The organism is Acidibrevibacterium sp. (assembly GCF_049965395.1).
GTDB lineage: Bacteria > Pseudomonadota > Alphaproteobacteria > Acetobacterales > Acetobacteraceae > Acidibrevibacterium > Acidibrevibacterium fodinaquatile.
Map to the genome: position 1 here is coordinate 33,743 of NZ_JBMFWJ010000007.1, position 26,155 is coordinate 59,897.

The window sequence follows — 26,155 nt, forward strand, 5'->3', positions numbered from 1 at the left end:
ACTATAGAAAAAATTGCTCGTCGTCAGCGCGAATCCCGGCAGCGCGGTTTGCGGCCCGATGGTGCCGGTTTCGGTCGAAAGCGTGCCCGCGAGCAAGTAAGCGTTGCCGTAGAAGGAAAAAGCATACGTGCCCGGTATGCCCGTGGCGGTCAGCCCGCCATTGCCCACGGTATCGGTGGCCGTTGCGGTGCCGCCGCCGGAATCGACTTCGCTGAAGCTCAGGGTCAGTCCAGCCCAAGCGGGCTGAGCCAGAATCAACATCGCAGTGCCGGCGAGCCACCCGAGTTTTGCTCTTTGCCGTAAGGCCATTTTACGTCCTCCGATCGTGCAGCCAGACTTTCGCGTGCTGGCGCCATGCACGCCGCGGCGGGTGGACCCTCGTGCGGCACCCTCGGCACACATGCGACCGCCGGAACATCGGACCCCAAGGCCGAGCAGAACCGACAGAAACATAAAGCCTCAAGAGAGACGCAGAAAGACTGAGCGAGCACGCGCGTGCGCTGGAGTTAAGCAAAAATCGCGCCAGAGTGGAAGTTTCCCGCTTTTCAGATCGTTGATATGCGTGAAATGCAGCAAAGCGCAGGAGTGTTAAGTTTTCCGACACCGCCATCCGCCGATCACCAGCCAATGCATCGGCCGTGCCGCGTCGGCGAGGCTGGTCTTGTAGCGCGCCGCGCCGGCCAGAAAATCATAACGCGCCGCGCCGAGGGCGGCGTAATGCTCGATCGCCAGGTGATGGGCGGTGAGGCCGGGCTTTTCATGCGGCCCGGCGGCGGCGAAGTCGAAGCCGCTCTGATAGGCGGCAACAGAGCCGCGCCAGACAAAATTGTAAAGGTAGCCAAGAACCTCCTCACCTGCCGTGACGCGGAGCAGATCGATCTCGCCGCGGGGATGGCCGCGCGCGATCAATTCCCGGTGAAAGCGTAGAAAACGCGGATTGGCGAAGGCGCCGGGCTTGCCACGCCCGATCCAACTCCGCTGATGCAAGACGGCGAGCGCGTCGAGAAACGCCTCGGCCTCGGCGACGTCGGCAGCGCGGCGCAGGCGCAAATCCCCCCGCGCCGCGTAACTCCGCGCCGAGCGACGCAACTGGTAGCGGGTATTGGCGCTGCGCCCGGCGAGAAATCCCCCCTCACGCTGCCGCGCCGCGACGAGATCGACGAAAGGCGCATCTCGCGTCTCACGCACCCGCCCGCCGCAGCGCGCCACGGCTCTGAGATGCGACGCGTCGACGCCGCTCAACACCACGCGTCGCCGACCGAGCGCCGCAAGGCCGGCGGCGATCGCGTCCGTATCGGCCATCGCCTCGCGCGCCAGCAGCAGCCCGTTCTCCTCGATGAAAAGGGCGTCCCAGCGCGGGTCGCCGCTCTCGCCGAGGAACAGCCGCGCGCCCCCCCACCAGGCGCGGCGGCGATTGAAGAGGCCGAGGGCGATCTCCCGCCCGTCCGCCGTCACCCGGAGCCGCCACGGATCGGCAAACCGCACTTCCGCGAGGCAGCCGGTCCAGGTCCAGCTTTGAAAAAACGATCCCGCCGCCGCCGCCTCGAAGCTTCGCCAATGTGCCCCGAGTGCCGCGAAATCCGCGACCGGCTCCAGCCACGCCTCGAGCTTGCGTGGGCTTGCCGCATTTTTGTCACTCATGGGCGACAGATCGTCAGAGGCATGATCTTGCAAAATCTGCAACCGAAATTATTATCATTTGGTATATCTTACAACCAAGGGCATGTGTAATGAGCTATAAATCTACTTTTGATGCCAAAAGCCCCAAAGACTGGCGCGGCGCACTCGTGACACTGGCACTCGCGGCCCCGGTGCTTTTGACGCTAGCGGTGTCGCCACGGGCCGCATCGATCACCAGTTTCAATGTCGGCCTCACCGCCGACCCGAATTTCATCTGGGGGCCGTCCGATGGCGGCTGGTTCTACACCCCGACGGCAAGCTTTGACCTCGCCGGCATCGCCACCAGCTTCGCGGTGTTTGGCACCACGCCGCATACTGTCGTTGTCGGGCTCTATGACGCGCTGCCTTCGGCGGGTGGTTATTTGCTCGGGAGTTTCTCGCTGACCGCCAATCAAAGCCCCGGCGTCTGGGTTAGCGGCAATTTCGCCTCCCCGATCACGCTTGCCGCCGGAAAAGCCTATTTTCTCGATTTTTCCCATCTCGGCGCCATGAATGTCGTCGCCCCCCCTCTTACTGCCGGGCCGGTAAGCTTCAACCCCGCTGGCACGTCTCTCTCACCTTTTTATTTTGACCAATTAACCTCGACGCCAGGAGAAGACGCCCATAGCGACATTTTCAGCGAGCCGCTGCTGCAATTCCTGCCGGCAACGACGACGACGAACGCAGTCGGCATTCCCGAACCCACCTCGCTGGCCGCGCTGGCAAGCGCGATCGTCGGCCTCGGCCTCGTTCGCTACCGTCTCGCGCGGCCCTGACGCCGGCGGGTCCGCTGCGGCTCACCGACCGCCGGCGCCGAGACCATCCAGCATGACCCGCCCGCCCGGCCCGCCGATCAGCCCGGGCGAGGTCGCGCGGCCGCCAGGGGTAAACACCATCCCCTGGGCCGGGCTCGCCATCGGCCCGACCTTGCTGAGCTGATCCTGATCGATCACCGTCTGGCTATGGCCGGACTGAAAAATCTCGGTCCGAGTGGGTGCGGTGGTCGCCCCAGGCGTCGACGTGGATCCCTCCTCCGCGAGCGCCGGCAAAACGGAAATCATCATCATTGCCGCCATCAATCGCCTCAACCACGGCATAGCAATCCTCCTTTCTCGACGCCTGATCATTGGGGATGTCAGGCGGCGGCGACAAGAGGCGCTTGCGCGCCGTGGAAAAACTATTCCCGCGCGGGGGCACCCAGCACCGCGTCCTCGTGGCGGATGATGCGGCGGGCAAGACGCAGCGCCTGGTAGCAATCATCGGCCTCGGCGGCCATGAGAGCGCGGTCGAGGATTTCGCGCGCGAGTTGCGAGGTGGTGGCCTCCTTGAACGCCTCGATCAGCAGCTTGGCCTCGGCGAGCCCCTGCAGACGCTCCTCCTCGGTGCCGATATAAGCGGTTTGCAAAGCGAAATAGACGCGCCGCGCCGGGGAATTGGCTTCATGCGGCGCCATGATCTGCTTGCCGAACAGAAAGCGCGCGCGCGCCGCGAGTTCGATGCGGGTTTTGTTGCGAAATCGGATGGCGGCGCCGTTGACGATCATCATCTCGCCTTGCCGCAATTCCAGGATCAGGTTCGACATGCGCCGTTCTGCGGCCTCCCGATTGACGCCGACGGGAGGCTTGGAGATCTGCGCCGGCAGCCGCCACTTTTGCGGTTACCCGCGCAGCCAAACCGCCCGGCCCGGCCTTGCCCGCGCCCCGTTCTGGGGCGCTGTCGCGACATCATCGCCGGAATCGCTTAATCTCTGATGAACACGGCGCGACGCCGGCGGGCGGAATCCCGGCTCGGCCTCGAGCACGACGAGGTCCAAGACCGCAGGGCGCGGCCGCGCCGGCAGCACGAGCCGGGCCGCGCCGTCCGTCCAGCGCCACTGCCTCGTGTCATCCTGCTCAAGGGCATGAAACCCCGCACCGATCGCCGGACCATCGAGCGGCAGCGGCCGGCCGTCACAGATAATGGCGCCGAGACAGACGCCGAGACGCCGGTAATCGAGCCGCGCCGGCTCGGGCTCGGCCGGCACGCCGCTCCGCGACAGGATCTCGAGGGTTTCCTGCCCGCTCGCCCGGGCGCTCGCCGGCAGGAGAAAGCGATGCCGCGTGCCGTGCGTTGCGGCGGGGCGAAGCGTCGCGCGGCCGAGGCGAAGATGGAGATCGGCGTCGGTCTCGCGCCGCCAGCCGAGAATTTCGGCGCGAGCGACGAGTCGCCGCCGCATCCGCGTCACCGCCTCGCCGCCGAGACAGAGCGGCGCGCAGGCATTCTCCCAGCCGGTGAGCGGGGTGAAATCCGGATAAAGGGTGGTAAGCACACCGCCATTGGCGAAGCCGCCGCGATTGCCGGTATCGAGATAGCTTTCCACCGTCAGCCCCTCGGCGAGGAGTATATCGTGACGGGGCAATTCGACATGAAAATACCACGCGCGCGCCGCGTCCTCCTGGACGATGGTCGCGCCATTGAGCAGGCATTTCACCGGCACCAAAAGCCGGTTCCGTGTCCCTGGCGCGGTGATGGCGACGGCATGGTCGGGCGAAAGGCAGAGATCGCGATGGGGGATGCCGGGGGCGAAGGCACCGGCGAGGATGCGAACCGGCTGCACCAACTCGGGCCGGAGATGCCGGTTGCAATCGACGCGGCGCTGGCCGATCCAGATGATCGGCGCCAGGGCTCCCGAAGCCGTGCGCACCCGCATGCCGGGGCGGAGGGTCTCGACAGCGACCTCGCCGTTCTCGGTTGCGATGCGGGTGCCGGCGAGAAAACAGGCTGGCGGCGGCGAGTCGGCGACGAACAGGGTCGGCGTCACACCGGGCGGGTCGATCTCGATCGCGCCGGGGCCGCTGGTCGCACCGAGTTGCGGCGCCGGCGCATCGGCGGGCAAAACCAGATCGAGCGTCGCGCCGGCATCGACGATGATGCTGCCGGCATTGGCGAAGTTGTCCGCGGTGACGGTGAGGGTGCCGGCGGCAACGACGAGGGTGCCGGCGTTGACGACATGGCCGGCGGTGATCGCGCTGTCCTCTGTCGTGGTCGTGGTCTCGCCGGCGCCAAGCGTCAGCGTGCCGCCCGCCGGCCCGGCGAGCGTGCCGCCGGCGAGGCTGAGCGCGGACGGGGTGAGGGTTTCGCTGTCGAGCAGGTGCAGCGTATCGGCGCCGATCGCGAGCGACCCGCCAGTGACGACCAGCCCGTCTCTGACCGCGAGCGTCACCGGCGCGCCGGCGCCAAGCGAAGCGAGCGCGAGGGTGCCGATATAGGTGACGCCGTCGAACGTTCCGCCCGCGATGATGAGACCGCCGTTATTAGCAATCGTGCCATCGGCGATGGTGCCGGTGAGGTCGGCGGTGCTTCCGGCGGCGAGCGCCAGCGTGCCGCCGGCGAGCGCAATGGCGCCATCGATCCGCATCTCGCCGTGGTTGTCGATCGCACCGAAGCCGAGCGGCGGCGCTCCGAGATCGAGCGCCAGCGTCGTCCCGTGCGCGATCGCAATGCTGCCGGTATTCGTCGCGCCATCACTGGCGGTGAGGGTAAAACCGCCGCCGAGATCGATCTCGCCGGCGTTGGTGAAAGTCTGAAAATTGCCGACCACCTGACCCGCGGTCACCGCGATCGTGCCGTTATTGGTGAAAGCCGCGCGGCCATCGGGATTGAGGCTCACCGTGTCCGGGCTCGCGAAGATCAGCGTGCCGTCATTCACCATTGCTCCGCTCAGGGCGTCGCCGCTGCCATTGACGGTGATCGGTCCGTTGAGGGTCAGCGTGCCGGTGGCCGCCGCGAGCGTCGTCTGCTCGCCGAGGGTAAGCGTGGCCCCCGTGAAACTCTGGCTCGCCGTCGTCTCGATCACCGCGAAATTGGCGGTGATCGCACCGCCGTCAGCGTTGATGCCGCCACCGAGAGCGAGCACCGCCGGGGTGATGATGGTGGTTGCGGGAAGCCCGGGGAGGGGAGCGGCAAAGCCGCTCGAAAGCATCGTCTCGCCACCCGCCAGCGCCAGGGTGCCGGCGGCGAGATCGAGGCCGCCGGTAACAGCAAGGGTGACGCCATTGAGCGGTGCGACGGGCTCGACGAGAAGGGTCGCGCCGCTGTCGGCGAGGGTGAGATCGGCCAGCGTCGCCGTTTGTTGCACGGCGACGGCATAGTCGCCGGAAAGATCAATGATCGCATCGGTTGTGGAACCGGGCACGGATGCCGGCGCCCAGTTGGCCCCAACGCCCCATACACCACCCGACAGGTTGTTCCACGCAGAGGTCATTTAACCTGCAGTTTCAAAACGGATAATGTTCTCATAAAAAGAGACATACCCCGTTTGATGATGAATTCCTAGTAAATTTTACCAGATGAAGCGCAATTGACGAAGAAAAATTAACCTTTGCCGCGGCCCGTCGCCTAACCCTGGCCGAATGGGCGGGGAGGCGTGATACTGTCTCGTTTACGGGTCGCCGTTTCTCGCCAAGGTTCCGCGATGTTTTGTCCCTGTTGTCCGCCCCGTCTGACCCGCCGCCGGCTGCTCGCGAGTGCCGCGCTGGTGGCGGCGGCCGGCGCTGCGCCTGGCTTTGCCGCGGCCCTGGCTTTCGCGATGGCCGAGGTCGCGCCCGGGATTTTCGTCCGCCGCGGCGAAGATGCCGACGCGACGGCGGCAAATGCCGATGCCATTGCCAATATCGGCTTCGTGATCGGAAATGATGCGGTCGCGGTGATCGATCCCGGCGGCAGCGGCATTGACGGCCTGCGTCTGCGCGCTGCCATTCGCGCCCGGACCGAGCGGCCGATCCGTTATGTGATCGAAACCCATATTCATCTCGATCACATTTTTGGCGCGAGCGCCTTCGCTGAGGATCGCCCGGTGGTGCTCGGGCATACGAGGCTGCCGGCGGCGTTAGCGGCGCGGCAGGCGTTTTATCGCCAGCGGCTTACGGATCTGCTCGGCCCGGAGGCGGCAGGTGACGCGCTGGCGCCGACGCTCGTGGTTGCGGACCGGCAGGTGATTGATCTCGGCGGCCGCGTCCTTGAAATCACCGCCCATGAGCCGGCCCATACCGATTGCGATCTCACTCTGTTCGATGCCGCGACCGGAACGCTTTGGGCCGGAGACCTGCTTTTTGTCGGGCGTATTCCGGTGCTCGATGGCAGCCTCACGGGCTGGCAGGCGGCGCTTGCCGCGCTCAAGACGCGGGCGGCGGCGCGGGCGGTGCCGGGGCACGGCCCGGTTTCCGTTGCCTGGCCAGCGGCGGCGGCGGACGAGGAGCGCTATCTCGCGACCCTTGCGCGCGAGGTTCGCGCCCTTATCATCAAAGGCGTTGATATCGACGCCGCAAGCCGCATGGCGGTGCGGTCCGAGCGCGACAAATGGCGCCTGTTCGATGAGTACAATGGCCGCAACGTCATCGAAGCCTATAAGGAACTGGAGTGGGAGTGACTCCCCGAACGGACAAAAGTTTTTTGGTTCTTTTTTTTTCAAAAAAGAACATACTTTTCCCCCGCAGATGCGCTTTTAGGCGAAAATCGGGAGTGCGACGTCATGAAATATCTTCTGGCTCTCGGGTTGTTCCTGTTGGCTGCGCTGCCGGCCCGCGCCGCCGAGGACGAGGCGGCGCGGGCAGCACGCTGGGACAATCTCCGCCATGTTGTGTTTGGCGACCGGGTGCTGCATGACGGCACCGGTGTGATCGCGCTCGAAGCCCCGACGCGCGCGATGGATGCGGCGCTGGTGCCGGTCGCGATCACGCTGAGCGGTGCCAAACCCGTCAAGGCGGTCTATCTGCTGGTGGATGGCAATCCGTCACCGCTCGCCGGCACGTTTCATTTCGGCCCGGCGATCGACCCCCATCTGCTCAAAACCCGTGTCCGGGTCGAGCAATACACGCTGATGCATGCGGTCGCTGAGACGACCGATGGCGAATTGTTCGCGACCGAGCGTTTCGTCAAGGCGGCGGGCGGCTGCTCGGCGCCGGCGGGCAGCGATCAGGCGCTCGCGCTCCGCGAGATCGGGCGGATGAAGCTCACGCTCACCGGCGATCCCGTTCCCGGCCAGCCGGAACTCGCCGAGCTCCTGATCCGCCATCCCAACAATAACGGCATGCAGATGGATCAACTGACCCGGAATTATATTCCGGCGCGTTACATCCAAACCATCCATGTCACCTATAATGATCGGTTGGTGTTCGATTTCGACGCCGATATCTCGCTGAGCGAGGATCCGGCGCTGACCTTCGCCTTCATTCCTGACGGCCCCGGAGAGCTGCAGGTGACGGTAGAGGACACGGCAAAAGCGGTGTTCAAGCGCAGCTTCGCGGTCACGCCGCAGCGGAGCTGAGCGGCCAAAAAAATCTGCCGATCGTGTCTGTCCTCGTGTAACATCGCGAAAAACGCGGCGGCCGGGGCGCGGACCCGGGTTGGAGGGGAGGGAAACGATGCAGGGATTGATGCAGCAGACACCGCTGCTCTTGTCGTCGCTGATCAGCCATGCGGCGGCGAACCATGCCGGTGCCGAGATCGTCAGCCAAAGCGTTGAAGGGCCGATCACGCGCACGGGTTGGGGCGAGGTCGCGGCGCGCGCCGGAAAGCTCGCCGGCGCACTCAAGCGGTTGGGCGTCGGTGAGGGCGATCGCGTCGCAACGCTCGCGTGGAACACGTCGCGCCATCTCGAACTCTATTTCGGGGTGACCGGCATCGGTGCCGTGCTGCATACCGTCAATCCACGCCTTTTCCTGCCGCAGATCGACTACATGCTGCGCCATGCCGAGGACGGCTATGTCTTCTTCGATCTCAGCTTCGCCGAGTTGATCGCCGAACTCGCCCCGAAAATCCCCGCGCTCCGTGGCTGCGTCGCGCTCACCGATCGCGCCCATATGCCGAGCCTTCCCATCCCCAACCTGCTCTGCTATGAGGAACTCCTGGCTGGCGAGAGCGAGGCCCATCCCTGGCCAAACCTCGATGAACACGCTGCAGCCATACTTTGTTACACGTCCGGCACGACCGGTAATCCCAAAGGGGTGCTCTATAGCCATCGCGCGTTGCTGCTCCATTCCTTCTGCGTCGCGGCGGCGGATGGTCTTGCGATCTCCTGTCTCGATAGCGGGCTTCTGGTGGTGCCGCTCTTTCATGCCAATGCCTGGGGCCTTCCATTCGCCGCCGCCATGGTCGGGGCCAAGCTGGTGTTGCCGGGGCCACGCCTCGATGGCGCCAGCCTGTTCTCGCTCATGCAGACCGAGCGTTGTACCTTCGCCGCCGGCGTGCCAACGGTGTGGTTCGGATTTTTCGATTACATCGATCGTCAGCGCGCCGCCCTCGATCTCACGACGATCCGCCTCGATCGCGTTCTCTGTGGCGGTTCGGCGGCGCCGCGGGCGCTGATCAAGCGCTTCGATGAGGAGTTCGGCGCCTTTCTCCTGCATGCCTGGGGCATGACCGAAACCAGCCCGATCGCGACGCTGGGCCGGCTTCTGCCCAAGCATCTCGGCCTCGACCGCGAGGCGCGCTATGACATTCAGGCGAAACAGGGGCGGCCGGTCTATGGCGTCGAGGTCCGCGTCGTCGATCCCGAAGGGCGGCCATTGCCGCGCGATGGCCGTTCGGTCGGGGCGCTGATGGTGCGTGGCCCGTGGGTGACGGCGGGATATTTCAAGGGCGAGGGCGGCGTCGTGCTCGATGCCGATAACTGGTTCAACACCGGCGACGTCGCGACCATGGACGAAGATGGCTATGTCACCCTCACGGATCGCGCGAAGGATATCATCAAATCCGGCGGCGAGTGGATTTCTTCGATCGAGCTGGAAAACGCCGCCGTCGCCCATCCTGACGTCTTGGAGGCGGCGGCGATCGGCGTTGCCCATCCGAAATGGGTAGAGCGCCCCCTGCTGCTGATCCGCAGGAAGGAGGGGGCGGCGCTCGATAAGCCGGCGATACTTGCTTTCCTCGCCGACAAGGTGGCGCGCTGGTGGCTCCCTGACGATGTCATCTTCGTCGAGGAATTGCCGCATACCGCGACCGGCAAGCTCTCGAAAGTGACGTTGCGCAAGATTTACGCCAACCACTTGACCGCGGTGCCGTAGCGGCTGGCGCGGCAGGCGAAAGAGAGCGGGCAAAAGCCGATGATCTTACCGATGACGCGCCGGGCGCCGATTTTACTCGTCCTCCTGTTCGCGGCCGTGAGCGCGCACCGAACCTTGGCCGATGATCCCGCCGCCCTTACCCCAAATGGCCTGACCATCGAGACTGCCGCTGGCAAAAGCATCGCCGTCAGCGAAGCGACGATCGCCGCGCTTGCGACGAAGACGGCGGAGATCGCTTTCGACACCAACCACGGCGCGCAACACGCGGTCTTCGATGGCCCGCTGCTGTGGGCGGTTTTGGACCAAAGCGGCGCCCTGGCCGGGATGACGCCGCGCGAGCAGGTCGGGCATGTCGTCATCGTCACTGGCCGCGACGGCTATCGGGCGGCGCTCGCGCTCGGCGAAATCTCGCCCGAATTCGAGGGAAAATCGGTGCTGCTCGCCGAGCGGATGAATGGCACGGCGCTCGGCGCGGGCCATAGGCGCCTGATCGTGCCCGGCGATCACCGTGGCGGGCGCGATGTGCGTGACGTTGTCACCATCACGCTCCGCTGAGCCTCTCGCCAGCGCTAACGCCATTCATGTCGCCCGTCGGTCGTTACAAACGATCGAAGGGAGAGCCGGGGCCAAAGATTAAGCGGTGTTGCCGCCGGCGATCGCAGAGCACACCGCTTTGGTGACCTCCTTCGTCGTCGCCTTGCCGCCGAGATCGGGGGTGACGATCCCGGCAGCGGTGACCTGCTCCACCGCGACCATCAGCGCTCTCGCGGCACCGCTCTCGCCGAGATGCTCAAGCATCATCGCAGCACTCCAGAAACTGCCGACCGGGTTTGCGATCCCTTTCCCGGTGATATCGAAAGCCGAGCCGTGGATCGGCTCGAACATCGAGGGGAAGCGCCGCTCGGGGTCGATATTGCCGGTCGGCGCGATGCCGAGCGAGCCGGCCAGCGCCGCTGCGAGGTCAGAAAGGATATCGGCGTGGAGGTTGGTTGCGACGACGGTATCGATCGAGGCCGGGCGGCGGACCATGCGCGTCGTCATCGCGTCCACCAATTCCTTGTCCCAGGTGACGTCGGGAAATTCCGCGGCGATTTCGGCGGCGATTTCGTCCCACATCACCATGCCGAAACGCTGCGCGTTGGATTTCGTCACCACCGTCAGATGCTTGCGCGGGCGCGCGGCGGCGAGGCGAAAGGCAAAGCGCATGATGCGGGTGACACCGACGCGGGTGAAGATCGCAACCTCGGTCCCGACCTCCTCAGGCAGCCCCCGATGCGTACGCCCGCCATTGCCGGCATATTCGCCCTCGGAATTCTCGCGCACGATCACCCAGTCGAGATCGTCTGGGCCAATCCCGACGAGCGGGCTTTTGACGCCGGGGAGGATGCGGGTCGGGCGGACATTGGCGTACTGATCGAAGCCCTGGCAGATCGGCAGCCTGAGACCCCAGAGGGTGATGTGATCCGGCACGTCGGGCGCGCCGACGGCGCCGAAATAGATCGCGTCCTTGTCGCGAAGCCGCGCGAGCCCGTCATCCGGCATCAAGGCGCCGCACTGGCGATAGCGCGCCGAGCCCCAATCGAGCGTCTCGACATCGAGGGCGAAGCCGCCATCACGGGCGGCGAGCGCCGCCAGCACCTCAAGCCCGGCATGGATCACTTCCGGGCCGATGCCGTCGGCGGGAATGGCGGCGATTTTGTAGCGGCGCATGACGTCTCCTCTTTATCCAACGAGCGCGACAATGGCGGCCGGTGGCGGCTAGGGCAAGAGCGCGCGAGGGGCTTGCGCGCGGGGCAGGAAAAGGCGGAGGATCACCGAAAGAGTTTTGCGAGAAGACTTTTTTTCGAGGGGGTGAGCGATGTCCGACGAGACGGTTTCCCGCTCATGTGCGTTGATCGGCCCGTTCGGGGTGGGCAAGACGGCGCTGTTCGAAGCACTGCTGGACCTCGCTGGGGCGCCGCCGCGGCGGGCACGCGGGGCGCGCGGGGTGGGATTGCAGCTCGGCGGCGCGACCTATCTCGGCGAATCCTGGTCGCTGCTCGATTGCCCCGGTTCCATCGAATTTTTCCACGAGACCGAGGCGGCGCTGGCGGTGGCGGATTTCGCGGTGCTGGTCGCTGATCCCGATCCCGCCCGGGCGCTCGCCTGCGCGCCTTATTTTCGGGCGCTGGCCGACGCCGAGCTGCCGTATCTGGTGTTCATCAACCGGATCGATGGATTTACCGGCCGGATGCGTGACACGCTGGCGGCCCTGCAAGCCTTGAGCCAGCGGCCGCTGGTGCTGCGCGAGGTGCCGATCCGGGCCGGCGAGCAGATCACCGGCTATGTCGACGTCGCGAGCGAGCGCGCCTGGCGCTATCGCGAGGGCGCGGCTTCGGAACTGATCGCGATGCCCTCCGAGATCGTCCCGCGCGAGCAGGAGGCGCGGACCGGCTTGCTCGAGGCGTTGGCCGATCATGATGACGCTTTGCTCGAAAAACTGCTCGAGGACGTCGTGCCGACGCCGGAGGAAGTGTTCGAGCAGTTGCGCCGCGACCAGCGTGCCGGCGCCATCGCCGAGGTGCTGTTCGGCGCCGCCGAGCGCCGCCAAGGGGTGCGGCGGCTGTGGAAAGCGCTTCGCCATGACGCCCCATCTGCCCTTGATAGCGCGCGCCGGCGCGGCGTTGCCGCGGAAGGAGCGGCGTTGGCGCAGGTGTTCAAGACGCTCCATGCTGGGCATGCTGGCAAACTCTCACTCGTGCGTATCTGGCGCGGCGAGGTGCGTGACGGCATGACGCTGGCCGGCGGGCGGGTCGGCGGCGTTCAGCGCTTTGTCGGCGATGAGATGCAGAAAGTCGCGGCGGCCGGCCCGGGGGCGCTGGTCGCGCTCGGCCGGCTCGAAGGGGCGATGACGGGCAGCGTGCTTAGCCCCGATGATGGCGCCGCGCCGCTCCCCTGGCCATCGCCGCCAGCGCCCGTGCATGGGCTTGCGATCACCACCGAGGATCGCAAGGACGACGTCAAACTCTCGAGCGCCCTGCAGAAGATTGCCGAGGAGGATCCGGCGCTCACGATCGCACAAAGCCCCGAAACCGGCGAGACCGTGCTGCAGGGGCAAGGCGAAATCCATCTAAACGCGGTGCTGGAGCGGCTCGCCAAGGCCTATCATCTGCGGCTTGCGACACATCGGCCGCGGGTCGCATTCAAAGAGACCATCCGCCGCCCCGCCCGTCGCCATGCCCGCTTCAAGCGCCAGACCGGCGGCCACGGGCAGTTCGCCGACGTGACGCTGGAGATCGCGCCACGCGGGCGCGGTGAGGGGTTTTCGTTCATCGACAAGATCGTCGGCGGCGCGGTGCCGCGGCAATTCATCCCAGCGGTCGCCGAGGCGGCAGAGGCAACGCTCGCCAAGGGCGTGTTCGGCTATCCGGTGGTCGATATCGCGGTGACGCTCGTCGATGGCGGGTTTCACACCGTCGATAGCTCGGACATGGCGTTCAAGACCGCAACCAGGATGGCAATCCAGGAGGCGCTCGCCGAGGCCGATCCGGTGCTGCTCGAGCCCATCGACCATGTGACCATTATCCTCCCCAACGAGTTTACCTCGAGCGCGCAGCGTCTTTTGTCCACGCGACGGGGGCGGATTTTGGGTTACGCCGAAAAACCTGGCTGGCCGGGGTGGGACGAGGTCGAGGCGCTGGTGCCGGCGGCGGAACTCCACGGGCTGATCATCGATCTCCGTTCGCAGACCCAGGGGCTCGGCACCTATCGCCGGCATTTCGACCATCTTGCCGAGGCGCCGAGCACGCTCGCCGAAAAGGTCGCGGTGGCCGCCAGCCGTTAGAGTCCCCTCTCAGACATTCGCCAGCGAATGTCATGGACACTAGCCGCCGCCGTGCGTCGCGCCGAGGCGGATTGACAGATAAATCGCCCTAGGCGCAGCTTGCCGCCTCGGTCAAAAACGGAGGGTTCGGTCCATGGCGGAAAGTGAGATGTTCGAAAAGGGCTTGGAAGTGCGGCGCGCCGTGCTCGGCGCGAGTTATGTTGATGCCAGCATCGCCAAGGCCGATGATTTCATGATGGCGTTTCAGCGCATCACCACCGAATGGTGCTGGGGCTACGCCTGGACGCGGCCGGGGCTGGAGCGCAAGACGCGAAGCCTGCTGAACCTTGCCATGCTGACCGCGCTCGGCAAGACGCCGGAGATCAAGCTCCATGTCAAGGGCGCGCTCGCCAATGGCGTGAGCGTGGACGAGATCAAGGAAGTGCTGCTCCACGCCACCGTCTATTGCGGCATTCCGGCCGGGCTCGATGCGTTCAAGGCGGCGCATGAGGTGCTGGTCGCGGAAGGCGCGTTGCCGGCGACGAAGGCATGACGGCGCCGCCCCGGCGCATCGGGGTCATCGGCCTTGGCAATATGGGCTGGCCGATGGCGGCCAATCTGCTCAAGGCTGGGTTCGAGATTGCGGTTGCCGATGCGCGGCCCGGCCGGGCGGCGCAGTTCGTGCGCGATCTCGGCGGCCGTGCCGGCAGCGATGCTGCTGACGCCGCCGCGGGGGCTGATGCCGTTATCACCATGCTGCCGACCAGCGCCGAGGTTGCCGCGGTGATCGCTGCGATCCGGCCGGCGCTGGCGGCGGGCTCGCTGGTGATCGAGATGTCATCCGGTGCGCCGGGGGTGACGCGAACATTGGCCGGGGAATTGGCGGCGGGCGGGATTGCGTTGATCGACGCACCGGTCTCGGGCGGTGTGCCCCGGGCAGAGCGTGGCGAACTCGCCATTCTCACCGGCGGCGCGGCCGCCGATCTCGCACGCGCCGAGCCGATCCTGCGGGCGCTTGGGACCAGCATTCATCATTGCGGTGACGTCGGCGCCGGGCAGGCGATGAAGGCGCTCAACAATCTGGTCTCCGCCGGCGGTTTTTTGATCGGCATCGAGGCGCTGTTGGTCGGGCAGAAATTCGGCCTCGATCCGGCGGTGATGGTCGATGTGCTCAATGCCTCGACCGGCATGAACAACAGCACCCAGAAGAAATTCAAGCAGTTCGTGCTCTCGCGCCGGTTCGATGCCGGTTTCGGCCTCGATTTGATGGTGAAAGACCTTTCGATCGCCCTCGAAATCGGCCGCGCGAGCGGCACCGCAACCCCGTTTGCGGCCCTTTGCCGGGAGATGTGGGCGAGTGCGGCGGCCCTGCTCGGCCCGGGGCAGGATCACACCGCGCTCGCCCGGCTTTCCGAGCAGTTGGCGGGGGCAACCCTCGGCGCGCCCGAGACGGGGAAGGAAGGGTAGGATGTGGGAGGTCTTCGCACTGCGTTACGCGACCCAAGAGCGCATGGCCCGGGAGAATTTTCTCCATCCGCCCGATCCGCATGATCAGCCGATGCCGATGGATTATTTTTTCTGGCTGCTCCGCCGGCCAGGGGGGAGCGGGGGGGAGGATATCATCGTCGATACCGGCTTCACGCCGGAGATGGCGCAAGCGCGCAAGCGGCGAGTGATCCGGCCGGTGCCGGCGGGGCTCGCCGCCCTCGGGGTCGATCCGGCTTCGGTGCGCGATGTCGTCATCACCCATCTCCATTACGACCATGCCGGCAATCTCGCCCTGTTCCCGAACGCGCTGTTTCATCTCCAGGAGCGCGAAATGGCCTTCGCGACCGGGGCGAACATGTGTTTCTCGTGCCTGCGCGTGGCCTTCGAGGTCGAGGACGTCGTCGCCATGGTGCGGGCGCTCTATGCCGACCGGGTGCGCTTCCATGATGGCGAGGGCGCGATCGCGCCCGGCGTCAGCGTGCATCGCGTCGGCGGACATACCGACGGTTTGCAGATGGTCCGCGTCGAGACCGCGCGTGGGCCGGTGGTGCTGGCGAGCGACGCCTCGCATTTCTACGCCAACATGGAACGCGAAAACCCGTTCCCGATCGTCTTCAATGTCGGCGAGATGGCGCGTGGCTGGCATGCGGCGCGCAAACTTGCCGGCGATGCGGCGCGGGTCATCCCCGGCCATGACCCGGAAATCCGCCGCCGCTATCCGACGGCCGGCGACGACGAGATTTTCGCCCTGCATCTGCCGCCGCGATGACGCCGCCGCCCTCGGATCAGGCCGGGCGGGTAAAGCAAGCGGCGATCGCCTCGGCCGAAAGGGCGTGGCTGAAAAGAAAGCCCTGGCCGCTTTCGCAGCCGACATCGATCAGGAAATTCTCCTGCTCCGGCGTCTCGATCCCTTCCGCGAGCACCGAAAGACCGAGCGCCTGCGCAATCGCGATGAGCGAGCAGACGATGGCGGCATCTTCGCGGTCGCGCGGCAGCGAGCGTATCATCGAGCGGTCGATTTTGATCGTCGTGAACGGTAGCTGCTTGAGTGTCGCAAGGCTGGTATAGCCGATGCCGAAATCATCGATCGCCAGCCCGACGCCGATATCGTTCAAAGCGGCGAGCGTGAGGAGAACATCGGGGCAGATATCGAGCAGGACGGTCTCCGTGACCTCGAGTTCCAGCCGCTCCGGGTCGAGCGAGGAGAGTGCGAGCGCCTCCGTCACCTGATCGATCAGCACGCCATCCATCAATTGCCGGGCCGAGACATTGACCGAAATCCCAGCCGGGCTCGGCCAGCCGGCGGCTTCCCGGCACGCCTGGCGCAAGACCCAGCCGCCGATATCGTTGATCAGGCCGCTTTGCTCGGCGATGGGTATGAACAGGGCCGGCGAGATCAGCCCGCGCTTGCGATGCGGCCAGCGGACCAGGGCCTCCGCGCCGATCGGCTGGCGCGTCGACAGCAGGTAGCGTGGCTGGAAGGCGAGGCTGAACCCGTCATGCAGTAGCGCCTGACGAAGATTGTGCTCCAGCTTGCGGCTTTCCGCCCGATCCGCCAGCGGCGTTATGCTGGCGCGGACGGGACGGAGCGGTGGATGAGAGAGGTGGGAAACCAAGGTCGTCTTCCAACTCGGGGCGGGATAACCGGGTGACTTTATACCGGCGAGCGTGAGGATATGGTTAATCCCGCGCGACGCAATACCACGCAGAGAGCTTTATCCAATCGAAACGACCCGGTCTATCGTATGAGGGGTTTGGGTCAAAAATGAGTTGGTCGCGTCGGCCGGCGCATGGCAGGGTTTCTAGCGAATAGGGATGACCTTCGCGCCGGTCTCCGGTGTCGCGTCCTCGCATGCCCGCAGCGATGGGGCGGCGTCGGGCGTTGCGCTCTCGGCGCGGAGCGTATCGATCGGGACCAGCGCGCCGTCGCGCTCGATATGCCAGAACGTCCAGCCATTGCAGCTCGCCGCGTTCTGCAGCACCGCGCCGACGCGATGGATCGAGCCGCGCACCGCGCCGGCATGCACGGTGCCATCCGCCGCGACCGTCGCGCTGACGGTGCGGCTGCGGCTGTGCAGGCGCGAGCCGGGCGGCACCACGCCTTGCTCGACGAGGCTGCCGAACGGGATCCGCCGTGTCTCGCGTCGTGACGGCGTGATGGCGATGCCCTCGGGTGGCGCTGGCCGCACCGCCCGCACCCGCCCGATCGCCGCTTCGGCATAGGCGGGATGGCGCTCGATGCCGATGAAATGGCGGCCGAGCCGCCGCGCCACCGCCGCCGTCGTGCCGGTGCCGAGAAAAGGGTCGAGCACGATGTCTCCCGCGCCGGTACTGGCAAGGAGCACCCGGTGCAGCAGCGCTTCGGGCTTTTGTGTCGGATGCAGCTTTATCCCATGCGCGTTGCGCAGCCGTTCGGGGCCGGTGCAGAGCGGAATCAACCAGTCGCTGCGCATTTGCAGATCGTCGTTCAGCGCCTTCATCGCCTGATAATTGAAGCGGTAACGCGATTCCCGCCCCCGCGCCGCCCAGATCAGCGTCTCGTGCGCGTTGGTGAAGCGCCGGCCGCGAAAATTCGGCATCGGGTTGGCTTTGCGCCATATCACGTCGTTCAGGATCCAAAAGCCGAGATCCTGCAGAATGGCACCGAGGCGGAAAATATTATGGTACGTCCCGATCACCCAAATCGTGCCATCTTTGCGCAACAGCCGGCGGCATTCCGTGAGCCAGGCGCGGGTGAAGGCATCGTAAGCGGCGTTGTCCTCAAACCGATCCCAGGCATCGTCCACCCCATCGACCAGGCTATCATTGGGTCGTCGCAGGGCGCCTTGCAGCTGGAGATTGTAAGGCGGGTCGGCGAACACGCAGTGCATCGAGTGGCTCGGGAGCATACGCATCATCGCGACGCTGTCGCCCACCAACACCTGATCCAGCGGCAATTCGATGATGCGATCCACGGTTCGCATTAATTCCTCGATGGCTCACGGCATGGTGACGCGCGACACCGCGCTGCGTCAATGGTTACGATGGTCGCTGGGAAACGAGGCGGGCAGGGCGAATCAGCGCAGCGGGCCGAATCCGCGGCGATGATGGCGGCAGGGGCCGATCAGGGCAAGGGCGGCACGATGAAACGCGGTCGGGTAACCGGCATGGCGCTCGAAACCATACTCGGGATAGCGGGCGGCGAGCCGTGTCATCAGCCGGTCGCGCAGGACTTTGGCGAGAATCGAGGCGGCGGCGATCGAGAGCGAACGCGCGTCACCACCAACCACCGGGCGCGCCGGGCAGGGGAGATCGGGGGCGCGGTTGCCATCGACCAGCGCGACGTCCGGGAGGCTCGGCAGGTGGCGGACGGCGCGACGCATGGCGAGCAGACTTGCGCCAAGAATATTGTATCGCGCGATCTCGGCGACCGACGCGGCGCCGATGCCGAATTCCACCGCCGGGCTGGCGCGGAGCGCGGCCGCCGCCTTCTCCCGCCGGGCCGGAGAGAGGGTTTTCGAATCGGCGATCAGCGCCGCCAGCGCCGCCGGCACGCCATTCGGGAACACCACCGCCGCTGCGACGACCGGCCCGGCGAGCGGGCCACGCCCGACCTCATCCACCCCCGCTACGCGCTGCCCGCCCGTTGCGGCGAGAGCGGCGATTTCAAAGCTGTCGTCAGGGTGCGACATAAGGCAAGAAAAAATGTTCTTTTTTGAAAAAAAGAACCAAAAAACTTTTTTTCGTTGATCTGTGCCGCAGACGCGGCGTACGCCAGATAAAATGCCGGACTGAGAAAACAGAAAAAAAGTCTTTTTGCTTCTTTTTCTTCAGAAAAGGAAGAATTTTTCCTATAGTTGCCTGCATTATTTAGCTGCCGGTGAATCGCGGCGGGCGTTTTTCGCGAAACGCCGCGCGTCCTTCGCGATAGTCGGCGCTATCGAAGCAGGCCTTGATGGCTGAGTCTAAGCCAGGGACGTCGCGCGCCTCGGGATCGGCGAGCGCGGCGGCGATGGCGCGCTTGGCGGCGGCGATGGAGAGCGGCGCGTTGGCGGCGATCCGCTCGGCGAGCGCGGCCAGGGCGGCCTCGAATTCGGCAACCGGGACCGAGCGATTGACCAGCCCGATGCGCATCGCCTCTGCCGCGTCGATCCGCTCGCCGCTATAGAGAAGCATCCGCGCCGCTGCCGGGCCGACGGTTGTGACCAGTTGGCGAGTCATGTCGAAGCTATACGCCAAGCCGAGGCGGGCGGCGGGAATGCCGAATACCGCGTCGCTGGCGGCCAGACGGAGATCGGCGGCGAGCGCGATCCCAAGCCCGCCGCCGAGGCAAAAGCCGCGAACCGCGGCAATCACAGGCTTGTCGAACGATGCCAGCCGCGCCCGCCCGGCGCGGGTGCGGCGTTCGTAATGGATCTGCGCCTCGGCGTCATTACGCTCGGCATCGAACTGGCTGATATCGGCGCCGGAGACGAAAGCGCGTTCCCCAGCGCCGCGCAGCACGACGACGCGGATGGCGGGATCGGCGGCGAAGGCGTCGAGAATCTCCGCGAGGCCGTCCCACATATCGAGCGAAATCGCGTTGTGCTTCTCCGGCTGGTTGAACAGCACGGTGCCGATAGCATCCGTAACCCGCGCCAGCATTTTGCCGCCGGCGAAACGCCGTTCCGTCGTTGCCATCGGTGTCATTCCTCTCAAAAGTTAGCCGAGTAGCGCCTGGGCGCAAGCATCCAAGATCGCGGCGACGTCGAGCCCGTAAGCGTGATAGAGATCGGGGATATCGCCGGCCTGGCCAAAACGCGAAACCCCGAGCGGGATGGCGCGCTGGCCGCGCACCGCGCCGAGCCAGGCATGCGCCGCCGGATGGCCGTCGAGCACGCTGACCAGCGCCGCATCGCGCGCGAGCGGCGCGAGCAGCGTTTCGATATGCGCGCGGGCGCTACGGTCGCCGTCGCGGCGGGCGGCGGTGGCGGCGAGCCAGCCGGCATGCAGGCGATCAGCGCTGGTGATGGCGAGCAGGCCGGCACCCGGCTCTTCTTCGCGCAATTCGGCGAAGGCAGCCTCGGCCTCGGGCGCGACCGGCCCTTGGTAGGCGAGCGCGATGCGCGCCCCCGGCGCCGGCGCCACCGCCCAATAGCCGCCGGCGATCACCGAAGCGGGATCGAGGGTGCGCGCCGGCTGCGTCAGCGCGCGGGTGGAAAGACGGAGCCAGACCGCCGAGCCGTCCGGGGCTTGCATATGGGCGAAGGCATGGCGGAGCAAAATATCCAATTCATCGACGTGACTTGGCTCGAAGGCCGCGAGCTTGTCGGCGCCGATGCCGATCAGCGGTGTGTTGATCGATTGGTGCTGCCCGCCTTCGGGCGCAAGCGTGAGGCCGGACGGGGTGGAGACCAGGAGAAACCGCGCATCCTGATAACAAGCATAGATCAAGGCATCGAGGCCGCGATTGACGAACGGATCATAGACCGTGCCGATCGGCAGAATGCGGGCGCCGTTGAGTTCGCCTTGCAGCCCGGCGGCGCCGAGCAGAAGGAACAGATTCTGCTCGGCGATCCCGAGTTCGATATGTTGCCCCTCGGGGCTCATGCCCCAGCGCTGGGCGGAGGCGAGCTTGGCGTCACGGAACACGTCGTTGCGGGTATGCCGGTCATAGACGCCGCGGCGGTTGACCCAGGGGCCGAGGCTGGTCGAGACCGTGACATCGGGGCTGGTGGTCACGATATGTCGGCCGATCTCCGCCCATTCGCCCTGAAGGCGCCCGATTTCGGCGAGGATTTCGCCGAATCCGGCCTGGGTGGAAACCCGCCGGCCGGCAAGCCGGGTGGTGCGCGGCACCGCTTGCGGCACCGCGAGATGCGGCGCGGCGAGGCGCCTGCCCTCGGGCGTGAGCGGGCGGGCGAAGGGGCGGCTTGCGATGAAGCGGCGGAGGTCGTCGGGATCGCCGTCGAGCCCCTCGAACGGGTCGAGTTCGTGCCCGGGCCGGATCCCCATGCGGGCGCGGAACTCCTCCATCTGCTCGCCGGTCATGAGCCCGGCATGGTTGTCCTTGTGGCCGGCAAAGGGCAAGCCCATCCCTTTGATCGTGTAAGCGATGAAACAGGTCGGCTGATCGCTGGCGGCGGCGGCATGGAAGGTTTCGATCAGGGCGGCGATGTCGTGGCCGCCGAGATTGGTCATCAACTGGCCCAAGGCCTCGTCGCTCAGCGGATCGATGAGCGCCCGCACCTCGCGCGAGCGCCCGAGATCGGCGAGTACCGCCTGCCGCCAGGCAGCGCCGCCCTGGAAGGTGAGCGCGGCATAGAGGCTGTTCGGGCAATCATCGATCCAGCGCCGGAGCGCCTCGCCACCAGGGCGGGCGAACGCGGCCTCGAGGTGGCGACCATATTTGAGGGTGACGACATTCCAGCCCATGTCGCGGAACAAGCCCTCGATGCGGCCGAACAGACGGTCGGGCACCACCGAATCGAGGCTCTGGCGGTTATAATCGACGACCCACCAGACATTGCGCACGTCGTGCTTCCAGCCTTCGAGCAGCGCCTCATAGATATTGCCCTCGTCGAGTTCGGCGTCGCCGGCGATGGCGATTTGACGGCCGGGGCGAAAGCCGGGGCGGGCGAAACCGTGCTGGGCGACATAATCCTGCATCAGGGCGGTGAAGCTGGTGAGCGCGACGCCAAGCCCGACCGAGCCGGTGGAGAAATCGACCTCGGGCCCGTCCTTGAGCCGGCTCGGATAGGGCTGCAGGCCGCCGAAAGCGCGCAAGCTGGTCAGCCGCTCCGCCGGCAGGCGGCCATAGAGATAGTTGATGGCGTGAAACACCGGCGCCGCATGCGGTTTGACCGCAACCCGGTCCTCGGGGCGGAGCAGCGCGAAATAGAGCGCGGTCATGATCGCCGTGACCGAGGCGCAGGAGGCTTGATGGCCGCCGACCTTGAGCCCGTCGCGATTCGGCCGGACGTGATTGGCATGGTGGACCATCCAAGACGAGAGCCAGAGCAGTTTGCGCTCGATCTGGCCGAGCCGGGCGAGATCGGCGGCGTCGACGGGAAGGGAAGGCGTGAACTCGACGCTGGACATGGCATGGCTCCGAACCCAGGGCGCATCAGTTTGGCGGGTTCGGCGGGTTTTGCCCAGATGGGGCGTAGCCGGAGTGGGGGCGTCTCCCCGATCGCGCGCGGCGTTGAGGTTCCGCTTGTGGCGGCGGGCGGGCTGCGCTATGTGCCCTGCCGCACGGCCGCGCGAGCGGGCGTGGTGGAATTGGCAGACACGCCAGATTTAGGTTCTGGTGGCGCAAGCCGTGGGGGTTCAAGTCCCTCCGCCCGCACCACCCGGCCGTCAGGCGAATTTTGGGGATTTCCGGACACGATGCAGGTTACCGAGACGCTCTCTGAGGGGCTGAAACGCGCGTTCGACGTGGTGCTGCCGGCGGCGGACATCGAGGATCAGCGCATGGGCCGTCTCGCCGAACTGGCCAAGACGTTGTCGTTGCCTGGCTTTCGCCCCGGCAAAGTGCCGATGCCGGTGATCAAGCAGCGTTTCGGTAACGCGGTGCAGGCGGAGATCATCGAGCAGAGCGTGTCGGACGCGACCCGCAAGGTGTTCGAGGAGCGCGGTCTGCGCCCTGCGATGCAGCCCAAGATCGACCTCGCCGATCCCGCCGCCGCGGCCAAGCCGGGGAGTGATGTCGCGTTCACCGTCTCCCTCGAGATTCTGCCCGAGATCGCTATTCCCGATGTCGCCGCGATCGCGCTCGAGCGTCTCAAGGCCGAGGTCGATGACGCGGCGATTGAGAAAGTGCTCGCCGATATGGCGAGCCGGCAACGCACGCTGGAGCCGGTCGAGGAGGCGCGCGGCGCCGCCAAGGGCGAGGTGTTGACGGTCGATTTCATCGGCCGCATCGACGGCGTCGCCTTTCCCGGCGGCACCGGCGAGGGCATGGAGATCGAGGTTGCCGGCGAGGGGTTCATCCCCGGCTTCACCGAACAACTCGAAGGGCTGGCCCCGGGCGAGACGCGCACGATCACGGTGCGCTTCCCCGAGGATTACGGCGTCCCCGATCTCGCCGGCAAGGAAGCGACGTTCGAGATCACCGCGAAAAAACTTGCCCGCGCGCTATTGCCCGCGGTCGACGCGGCATTTGCCGAGCGGATCGGGTTTGAAAGCGTGGAAGAGCTGCGAGAGACCATCAGCCAACAGATTGGGCGCGAATATGCCCAGCTTTCGCGGCTCAATCTCAAGCGCCAGCTGCTCGACAAGCTCGCCGCACTCGTGTCGTTTCCCCTGCCCGAGGCGATGGTGACGGCGGAGTTCGACCAGATCTGGCAGCGCATCGAGGCCGATCGCAAGGCCAGCAGGCTGGCGCCCGAGGACGCCGCCAAGGATGACGAGACCCTCCGCACCGAATATCGCGCCATCGCCGAACGCCGGGTGCGGCTTGGCCTTCTCCTTGCCGAGATCGCTCGGGTCAACGGCATCACCGTGAGCCAGGACGAAATGACGCGGGCAATGCGGGCCGAGGCGGCGCGTTACCGCGGCCAGGAAGCGCAGATTTTCGAGATGTTCCGCAAGAATCCCACCCTTGCGGAGACCCTGCGGGGGCCGATTCTCGAGGAGAAAGTGGTCGATTTCGTGATTGAGCTGGCCAAGATCGAGGAGCGGGTGGTCAGCGCCGAGGCGCTAAGCAAGGCGGTAGAAAGCTGATTCTGAGCGCCGGCGCGGCCGAGGACGCGGGCACCGGGGGGCTGCACACCGTGTCTGTAGACGGGGCGAGGTTGGCAGCGCCGCATCAGCTTCCTATTTACTTTTCCAACGTAGTGTGACGGCATGCCGGCTTTGGGCTGGACGCCTTTATGGGAAGCAAGGACATGAGGGATCGTGATCCCGTCGAAATCTACACCAGTACTCTGGTGCCGATGGTGGTGGAGCAGACGGCACGCGGCGAACGCGCGTTCGATATTTATTCGCGCTTGTTAAAAGAGCGGATCGTTTTTCTAACCGGGACCGTGTTCGATGAGGTCAGCTCCCTGGTCTGCGCCCAGCTTCTCTTTCTCGAGAGCGAGAACCCGACCAAGGATATTGCGTTCTATATCAATAGCCCTGGCGGGGTGGTCTCATCCGGTCTCGCGATCTATGATACGATGCAATATATCCGGAGCCCGGTGAGCACGGTCTGCATCGGCCAAGCCGCTTCGATGGGAAGCCTGCTTTTGTGCGCCGGCGCCGCTGGCAAGCGCTATGCCCTGCCGAATGCCCGCATCATGGTGCATCAGCCATCCGGCGGCGCCCAGGGGCAGGCCACCGATATCGAGATCCAGGCGCGCGAGATTCTGACGCTGCGCAAGCGTCTCAACGAGATCTATGTCCGTCACACCAGCCAGCCGATCGAGGCGATCGAGCGCAAGCTCGAGCGCGACAGCTATATGTCGGCCGAGGAGGCTCGCGATTTCGGCATCGTCGACGAAGTGGTGGAGAACCGGCCGCCGATTTCGGAGAGCCCGAAGACATGACCGGCGCGCTCCTTCGGCTGCGGCTTGTCGCGACCTTGGCGCAAGCAGGCTGCCGCCGCGGGGGCGCTGATCGGTGTGATGCACGTGATCCTTGGCCGCGCGATGCCGGTGCGAGGCTCGTCGTGTTCTTTGGCTCCGATGTTTTTGTTTTGTTCTCGATTTACGTAAGGCGCTTGTTGTCGGCGATCGCGGGTTCTAATGTTTCTCCCGGAGGCCGTGAAACCTGTCGGACGTGACGTCGAGCGGATGGTCCCCGACAAGGGGTGGGAGTGGGCATGAGTAAGTCCGGTGATTCGAAGAATACCCTCTATTGCTCGTTCTGCGGCAAGTCCCAGCACGAGGTGCGCAAGCTGATTGCTGGCCCGACGGTATTCATCTGTGATGAATGCGTCGAACTCTGCATGGATATCATCCGCGAGGAGCACAAGACGCATCTCGTGAAGTCGCGTGACGGGGTGCCGACGCCGAAGGAAATCTGCAAGGTGCTGGACGATTATGTCATCGGCCAGGATCATGCCAAGAAGGTTTTGAGCGTCGCCGTTCACAACCACTACAAGCGTCTCGCGCATGGCCAGAAAAACAACGATATCGAGATTGCCAAGTCGAATATCCTGCTGATCGGCCCGACCGGCACCGGCAAGACGTTGCTCGCCCAGACGCTGGCGCGGATTCTCGACGTGCCCTTCACCATGGCGGACGCGACGACGCTGACCGAGGCCGGCTATGTCGGGGAAGATGTCGAAAACATCATCCTAAAGCTGCTGCAGGCGGCGGATTACAATGTCGAGCGGGCGCAGCGCGGCATCGTCTATATCGACGAGGTCGATAAGATCAGCCGCAAATCGGACAATCCTTCGATCACCCGCGATGTCAGCGGCGAGGGTGTACAGCAGGCGTTGCTCAAGATCATGGAGGGTACCGTCGCTTCGGTGCCGCCGCAGGGCGGGCGCAAGCATCCGCAGCAGGAATTCCTCCAGGTCGATACCACCAACATCCTGTTCATCTGTGGTGGCGCGTTCGCTGGCCTCGAAAAGATCATCAGCGCCCGCGGCAAGGGCGCCGGCATCGGCTATGGCGCTGAGGTGCGGGCGGTGGATGAGCGGCGGACCGGTGAAATCCTGCGCGAGGTCGAGCCCGAGGATCTGTTGCGTTTCGGCCTGATCCCGGAATTCATCGGCCGACTGCCGGTGGTCGCGACGCTGAAGGATTTGGACGAAGCGGCGCTGATCGAAATCCTCACCCGGCCCAAGAACGCCCTGGTCAAACAATATGGCCGTCTGTTCGAAATGGAGGGGGTGAAGCTCACCTTTACTGAGGATTCGCTGAAAGCGGTTGCAACCCGCGCCATCGCCCGCAAGACGGGGGCGCGTGGCCTTCGCTCAATCATGGAAGCGATCCTGCTGTCGACCATGTTCGACCTCCCCGGCCTTGAGGGGGTGGAGGAGGTGGTGATAAACCGCGAGGTCGCGGATGGACGCGCCAATCCGCTCTTTCTCTACGGCAGCAAGGAGCGGGCCGAGACCAGCGCCTGAAGCAAGACTGACACGAGCGAGTGTCAAGGTCTTGCCGAGCCTCGTCGTTGTGCCGATATCTAAACGGAAAATGAGGCAAGACGGCGGGATATCCCATCCCGCCATTGCCCCGATGGCCGATAGCGCTGGGCGTCGCCCGGCGCG

General features: G+C 65.6%; 23 protein-coding genes and 1 tRNA gene. 13 read left to right on the plus strand and 11 right to left on the minus strand.

Going from position 1 to position 26,155, the window contains the following annotated elements; all coding sequences use genetic code 11:
• Positions 1–309: hypothetical protein (locus ACP5M5_RS03845; protein ID WP_427935656.1), on the minus strand; the 309-nt coding region annotated here is incomplete at its 3' end.
• Positions 310–588: 279 nt separating this feature from the next.
• On the minus strand, positions 589–1,641 hold the full coding sequence (locus ACP5M5_RS03850; protein ID WP_427935657.1) for a GNAT family N-acetyltransferase: 1,053 nt from the start codon (positions 1,639–1,641) through the stop codon (positions 589–591).
• Positions 1,642–1,730: 89 nt separating this feature from the next.
• On the opposite strand from ACP5M5_RS03850, the gene ACP5M5_RS03855 reads away from it, so the two are divergent.
• Positions 1,731–2,435 (plus strand): hypothetical protein, encoded by a 705-nt coding sequence (locus ACP5M5_RS03855; protein WP_427935659.1) that lies wholly within the window; start codon positions 1,731–1,733, stop codon positions 2,433–2,435.
• Between the two features lie 21 nt (positions 2,436–2,456).
• Here ACP5M5_RS03855 and ACP5M5_RS03860 read toward each other — a convergent pair whose 3' ends face one another.
• The 3 genes from ACP5M5_RS03860 to ACP5M5_RS03870 all read right to left on the minus strand — a co-directional run bounded on the left by ACP5M5_RS03860 (position 2,457) and on the right by ACP5M5_RS03870 (position 5,833).
• Positions 2,457–2,726 carry a hypothetical protein gene (locus ACP5M5_RS03860; RefSeq protein ID WP_427935661.1) on the minus strand — a complete coding sequence of 90 codons (270 nt, stop codon included), beginning with the start codon at positions 2,724–2,726 and terminating at the stop codon, positions 2,457–2,459.
• A gap of 110 nt (positions 2,727–2,836) precedes the next feature.
• The gene (locus ACP5M5_RS03865) at positions 2,837–3,241 is read right to left on the minus strand and encodes a flagellar biosynthesis repressor FlbT (protein WP_427935662.1); all 405 of its coding nucleotides are present in this window, start codon (positions 3,239–3,241) and stop codon (positions 2,837–2,839) included.
• Positions 3,242–3,316: 75 nt separating this feature from the next.
• Complete coding sequence (locus ACP5M5_RS03870) at positions 3,317–5,833, minus strand: Hint domain-containing protein (protein ID WP_427935663.1); 2,517 nt, start codon at positions 5,831–5,833, stop codon at positions 3,317–3,319.
• 279 nt (positions 5,834–6,112) lie between these two features.
• On the opposite strand from ACP5M5_RS03870, the gene ACP5M5_RS03875 reads away from it, so the two are divergent.
• The 4 genes from ACP5M5_RS03875 (at position 6,113) to ACP5M5_RS03890 (ending at position 10,256) form a co-directional block, all read left to right on the plus strand.
• Positions 6,113–7,066, plus strand: coding sequence for a quinoprotein relay system zinc metallohydrolase 2 (locus tag ACP5M5_RS03875; RefSeq protein WP_427935664.1), 954 nt, complete (start codon positions 6,113–6,115; stop codon positions 7,064–7,066).
• Positions 7,067–7,168: 102 nt separating this feature from the next.
• Entirely contained in the window at positions 7,169–7,963 is a 795-nt protein-coding gene (locus ACP5M5_RS03880; RefSeq protein WP_427935665.1) for a quinoprotein dehydrogenase-associated SoxYZ-like carrier, read from the plus strand.
• 97 nt (positions 7,964–8,060) lie between these two features.
• Complete coding sequence (locus ACP5M5_RS03885; RefSeq protein ID WP_427935666.1) at positions 8,061–9,701, plus strand: long-chain fatty acid--CoA ligase; 1,641 nt, start codon at positions 8,061–8,063, stop codon at positions 9,699–9,701.
• Between the two features lie 51 nt (positions 9,702–9,752).
• The gene (locus ACP5M5_RS03890) at positions 9,753–10,256 is read left to right on the plus strand and encodes a hypothetical protein (RefSeq protein WP_427935668.1); all 504 of its coding nucleotides are present in this window, start codon (positions 9,753–9,755) and stop codon (positions 10,254–10,256) included.
• 78 nt (positions 10,257–10,334) lie between these two features.
• Here ACP5M5_RS03890 and ACP5M5_RS03895 read toward each other — a convergent pair whose 3' ends face one another.
• On the minus strand, positions 10,335–11,411 hold the full coding sequence (locus tag ACP5M5_RS03895) for a tartrate dehydrogenase (RefSeq protein ID WP_427935670.1): 1,077 nt from the start codon (positions 11,409–11,411) through the stop codon (positions 10,335–10,337).
• 148 nt (positions 11,412–11,559) lie between these two features.
• On the opposite strand from ACP5M5_RS03895, the gene ACP5M5_RS03900 reads away from it, so the two are divergent.
• From ACP5M5_RS03900 to ACP5M5_RS03915, 4 genes are all read left to right on the plus strand, one after another.
• Positions 11,560–13,524, plus strand: coding sequence for an elongation factor G (locus ACP5M5_RS03900; protein ID WP_427935672.1), 1,965 nt, complete (start codon positions 11,560–11,562; stop codon positions 13,522–13,524).
• Between the two features lie 133 nt (positions 13,525–13,657).
• Positions 13,658–14,056, plus strand: coding sequence for a carboxymuconolactone decarboxylase family protein (locus tag ACP5M5_RS03905; protein WP_427935673.1), 399 nt, complete (start codon positions 13,658–13,660; stop codon positions 14,054–14,056).
• The gene (locus ACP5M5_RS03910; RefSeq protein WP_427935674.1) at positions 14,053–14,970 is read left to right on the plus strand and encodes an NAD(P)-dependent oxidoreductase; all 918 of its coding nucleotides are present in this window, start codon (positions 14,053–14,055) and stop codon (positions 14,968–14,970) included. The genes ACP5M5_RS03905 and ACP5M5_RS03910 overlap by 4 nt, the downstream gene beginning before the upstream one ends.
• Position 14,971: 1 nt before the next feature.
• On the plus strand, positions 14,972–15,760 hold the full coding sequence (locus ACP5M5_RS03915; RefSeq protein ID WP_427935676.1) for an N-acyl homoserine lactonase family protein: 789 nt from the start codon (positions 14,972–14,974) through the stop codon (positions 15,758–15,760).
• A 16-nt stretch (positions 15,761–15,776) separates the two neighbouring features.
• Here ACP5M5_RS03915 and ACP5M5_RS03920 read toward each other — a convergent pair whose 3' ends face one another.
• The 5 genes from ACP5M5_RS03920 to ACP5M5_RS03940 form a co-directional block, all read right to left on the minus strand.
• Positions 15,777–16,607: a putative bifunctional diguanylate cyclase/phosphodiesterase gene (locus tag ACP5M5_RS03920; protein ID WP_427935678.1), complete on the minus strand. Its 831-nt coding sequence runs from the start codon at positions 16,605–16,607 to the stop codon at positions 15,777–15,779.
• Between the two features lie 186 nt (positions 16,608–16,793).
• Positions 16,794–17,888 (minus strand): site-specific DNA-methyltransferase, encoded by a 1,095-nt coding sequence (locus tag ACP5M5_RS03925; RefSeq protein ID WP_427935707.1) that lies wholly within the window; start codon positions 17,886–17,888, stop codon positions 16,794–16,796.
• Positions 17,889–18,047: 159 nt separating this feature from the next.
• Positions 18,048–18,662 (minus strand): ribonuclease HII, encoded by a 615-nt coding sequence (locus ACP5M5_RS03930; RefSeq protein WP_427935680.1) that lies wholly within the window; start codon positions 18,660–18,662, stop codon positions 18,048–18,050.
• 178 nt (positions 18,663–18,840) lie between these two features.
• A complete protein-coding gene (locus ACP5M5_RS03935; protein WP_427935681.1) occupies positions 18,841–19,650 on the minus strand; it encodes an enoyl-CoA hydratase in 810 nt (269 codons plus the stop codon).
• A 21-nt stretch (positions 19,651–19,671) separates the two neighbouring features.
• Positions 19,672–22,050, minus strand: a complete 2,379-nt coding sequence (locus tag ACP5M5_RS03940) for a transketolase (protein ID WP_427935683.1) — start codon at positions 22,048–22,050, stop codon at positions 19,672–19,674.
• A 165-nt stretch (positions 22,051–22,215) separates the two neighbouring features.
• Between ACP5M5_RS03940 and ACP5M5_RS03945 the strand changes: the two genes are divergently transcribed.
• The 4 genes from ACP5M5_RS03945 to clpX all read left to right on the plus strand — a co-directional run bounded on the left by ACP5M5_RS03945 (position 22,216) and on the right by clpX (position 26,011).
• Positions 22,216–22,300 (plus strand) — tRNA-Leu (locus ACP5M5_RS03945).
• 38 nt (positions 22,301–22,338) lie between these two features.
• Positions 22,339–23,673, plus strand: coding sequence for a trigger factor (gene tig, locus ACP5M5_RS03950; RefSeq protein ID WP_427935684.1), 1,335 nt, complete (start codon positions 22,339–22,341; stop codon positions 23,671–23,673).
• A gap of 164 nt (positions 23,674–23,837) precedes the next feature.
• Positions 23,838–24,479 carry an ATP-dependent Clp endopeptidase proteolytic subunit ClpP gene (gene clpP / locus ACP5M5_RS03955; RefSeq protein WP_427935685.1) on the plus strand — a complete coding sequence of 214 codons (642 nt, stop codon included), beginning with the start codon at positions 23,838–23,840 and terminating at the stop codon, positions 24,477–24,479.
• Between the two features lie 275 nt (positions 24,480–24,754).
• Positions 24,755–26,011, plus strand: coding sequence for an ATP-dependent Clp protease ATP-binding subunit ClpX (gene clpX / locus ACP5M5_RS03960; protein WP_114912643.1), 1,257 nt, complete (start codon positions 24,755–24,757; stop codon positions 26,009–26,011).
• Positions 26,012–26,155: the final 144 nt, after the last annotated feature.